Origin of the sequence: Microbacterium sp. ISL-103, assembly GCF_018613995.1 — a bacterium.
Taxonomy (GTDB): domain Bacteria; phylum Actinomycetota; class Actinomycetes; order Actinomycetales; family Microbacteriaceae; genus Microbacterium.
This window is the reverse complement of the sequence record NZ_JAGGPD010000537.1, coordinates 1-607: the sequence shown is the minus strand read 5'-3', so window position 1 is coordinate 607 and position 607 is coordinate 1. Positions and strand designations below refer to the sequence as shown.

General features: G+C 72.3%; 1 protein-coding gene. It reads left to right on the top strand.

Annotated features, from left to right (window positions below):
- On the top strand, nucleotides 1-508 hold a 508-nt coding region (locus tag J7E68_RS20005; protein WP_251049104.1), incomplete at its 5' end, for an acetylxylan esterase.
- Between the last annotated feature and the right edge of the window lie 99 nt (nucleotides 509-607).

Sequence of the window (607 nt, the reverse complement as noted above, 5' to 3'; positions counted from 1 at the left end):
CGACGCCCTCCGTGCCGTCGATCTCGTCGACCCCGCCCGTGTCGGTGCGGTCGGGGCGAGTCAGGGCGGGGGCATCGCGCTCGCGATCGCGGGGCTCGTACCAGACCTTGCCGCGGTGATCGTGCAGGCGCCCTTCCTCTGCGAGCTCGACCGGGCGGCGACCCTCAGCTCCGAGTACCCGTACGCGCTGCTCACGCAGTACTTCGCAGACCGTCGCGGCGACGCCGCCGCAGCCCTCGAGACGCTGCGCTACTTCGACGGCGTCACTCATGCGAAGCGAGCGACAGCACCCGCGCTGCTGAGCACCGGCCTCCTCGACGGCATCGCGCCGCCGCAGACGGTGCTGCCCGCGTTCACCGCGTACGGCGGGCGCAAGACCGTGGTGCTGTGGCCCTACAACGGCCACGAAGCGGGCGGAGACCTCGACGAGGAGAACGCGCTGGAGTTCGCCGCCGAGCATCTGGGGGCGCGCGCTCCCGACCGCCTCGCGACGGATTCGCTACGATAGCCGACACGACCCGCAGGACCCGATGGACCACGACACCGCAGCGCGCACCACCCTGATCCGCCCGGCGTCCGACGCGGGACCCCGGGTCTTCGGGACGAT